General features: G+C 67.8%; 1 protein-coding gene. It reads right to left on the bottom strand.

All coding sequences use genetic code 11. From position 1 onward, the window contains the following. Positions 1 to 2,284: hypothetical protein (locus AB1555_19965; GenBank protein MEW6248954.1), on the bottom strand; the 2,284-nt coding region annotated here is incomplete at its 3' end. Positions 2,285 to 2,433 lie beyond the last annotated feature (149 nt).

Below are 2,433 nucleotides of genomic sequence, written 5' to 3' on the forward strand. Positions count from 1 at the left end.
CTTGGTTGAACGTCGGCTCATAGGTGAACGTGGTCGTGGCGGCGATCGCCGGCTCGGTTGAGGTCAGCAGATTGCCCTTGGCGTCGTAGGTCATCGTCGTGACGGCGCCGTTGGGGCGGGTGATCGTGAGCGGATTGCCCTGGGCATCCCGCTGGATGGTCGTCACCCGGTTGAGCGCATCGGTCTGCGTGGTCACGCGGCCCAACGCATCCGTCTCAAACGTGGTCGTGTGGTTGTTGCCATCGGTGAAGGAGGCCGCGTTGACCGGTGGCGCGAGCGGGGCGGGAGTGGCTGGCGTCCCCTCGCCCGCCGCGACATTCGGCACGGCGAGGCGCTGGCTGGGGCTGAGCTTCCGCGTTTCGCCCGTCGGCAGCGTGACCTGCGCGAACCGCCCGGCGTAGTCGTACTGATACTGGGAGACCTGGCCGCGCGCGTCGGTCTTCTGGATCAGCCGATGCTGGGGATCATACGCAAAGGCCGTGACGTGTGACGCGGGATCCGTGACGCGAATGAGGTTGCCGGCAGTATCATGCTCGAATTGTGTGACCCGCCCAGCGGGGTCAGCGATGCTGGACAGGAGGCCGCTCGTGTAGCTGAAGGTCGTCACCTGACCGGCCGGGTCGGTGATCGTGGTGAGCCGGCCCTGCCCGTCGTAGGCATACGCTGTCGTGTTGCCGTTGCGATCGCTCACCGCCGTCTGGAAGCCCTGGACGTTGAACTGGTACGTCGTGCCGTCCTTGAGCGTGCGCGTGTATGTGCCGTCCGGATTCTGCACCAGCGTGGAGACCTCGCCCGCCGGGCCCTGGAAGCTCGTCGTGGCGTTCGGCGGGGGCGGGGGCGTCTTGTAGCCGGGCGTCTGGACCAGATAGGCGAGGGCGTTCAGGAAGAGGGTCTTGTTCGTGCTCGCGCCATAGAGATTGGTGCCTCCGCCCTGATAGCCGCTCGCCCAGGTCTCGGAATCCCCGAAGAGGATGGCCCGGCCCAGGCCGGTAAACAGCGTGCCCGGGGCGAGCCGCAGCAAGGTCGGCCCGCTGTTGTTGTTCGCGAGGATGGTCCCGAAGCCCACGACGCCGTAATAGGAGCTGGAGCCGGTGGGAAACGGATTGCTCACCGTGCCGAAGGGGCCGCCGGCCAGCGGGGAATTCAAACCCTCCACCGTGAGCACCGCATCCACGTCGCTGATCTGGGTGACCCCGGTGGTGCCGAGGATCTGCCGGCGCCCCCCGCCGAAGGGACGCATCTCCAGCAGGGCGCCCCCGCCCTGCACGAATTCCTCCAAGGCCGCGCCTTCCGAGCCGGTCAGCTCCGTCACGGGCCGGTTGAGGATGAAGACGTCCACGCCTTCCAGCGCCGGCAGGGTCACGGTCTGCAGCCCGCTGCGGAACGTCACGGATCGTTTCACGATCCCCGTCGGGCCAAAGTTCGCGGGATCGAGCAGATCGGTCCGCGCCTGCGCATAGACGCCGCCGGCCACGAAGCTCGTGCTGATGCCGTTGGCGGCAAAGCTCCGGGCGACGTTGAAACTCTCGAGGACCAGCGGGCGCGATTGGCCGAAGACCGCCGTCGTCCCGTCGCCTTGGGCCAGCACGAGGGTCCCGTCGCCCTGCGGCAGCAGCCGGTCCAGGCCCAGGAGGGTCCAGCCCGCCCCGAAGGGACTGCTCCGTTCGTTGCGCACGAGCAGGGGCCGGGTGAGCGCTGCGCCGATGCTGGACTGGGGATAGTTCGAAAACAGCATCACGTCGGCGGGATAGCGCCCGGTCGGGAGCGCGGCGGCGTCGAACTGGAGGCCCAGGCGCGAGGTCGAATCGGCGGTCTCGGGGAGCCCGCTACTGTTCCAGTAGACCTCCGCCCCGTGCTGGACGCCGCCCAGTGTCAGGCGTGCGGAGAAGGTCGCCGGAACCGCGGCGCGGCTGCTCAGGGTGGCGTTCAGCGGGAGGATCGGCCGGACGTCCGCGCTGGTGGAGCGGTAGTGGAGCGTGAGGTCGCGGGAGATCCCGAGCGTGCGCACGCCGGGAATCGTGAGGGCTTGGGCCAGCCCGCCTTCCATCAGGCCGGCCTCGGAGCCGGTTCGGCATTGCGTGCAAGCTCCGCTTTGATCGCCGTTGGTGCCCGGCACCGCGCTCGCGCTGACCGCCATCGCGAAATGCCAGGCCGTCCGGCGGATGCCGCCGGTGATGGTTTCCACCGTGGTTCCGTCGGCGCTGACCTTCATGGTGCCGACGACCAGGAATGTGCCGGTGTCCGGCGACAGCGACCACAGGTCGAGCTCGTTGCCCGGCGCCATGTTGTCCACGTTCGGGAACGTGATCTGTCAGCTTTCATGCGAAACTCCCCCCTGAGTTTTCATCTGAAATTCCTCCCTCTCTGGGCACAGGGAGGGAATCACGATGGAGGAACGAGCCCTCAGTCCAGTAAGTTCCCCGCCGAGTCCAA

It is taken from the genome of Nitrospirota bacterium (assembly GCA_040755395.1).
Lineage (GTDB): Bacteria > Nitrospirota > Nitrospiria > Nitrospirales > Nitrospiraceae > DATLZU01.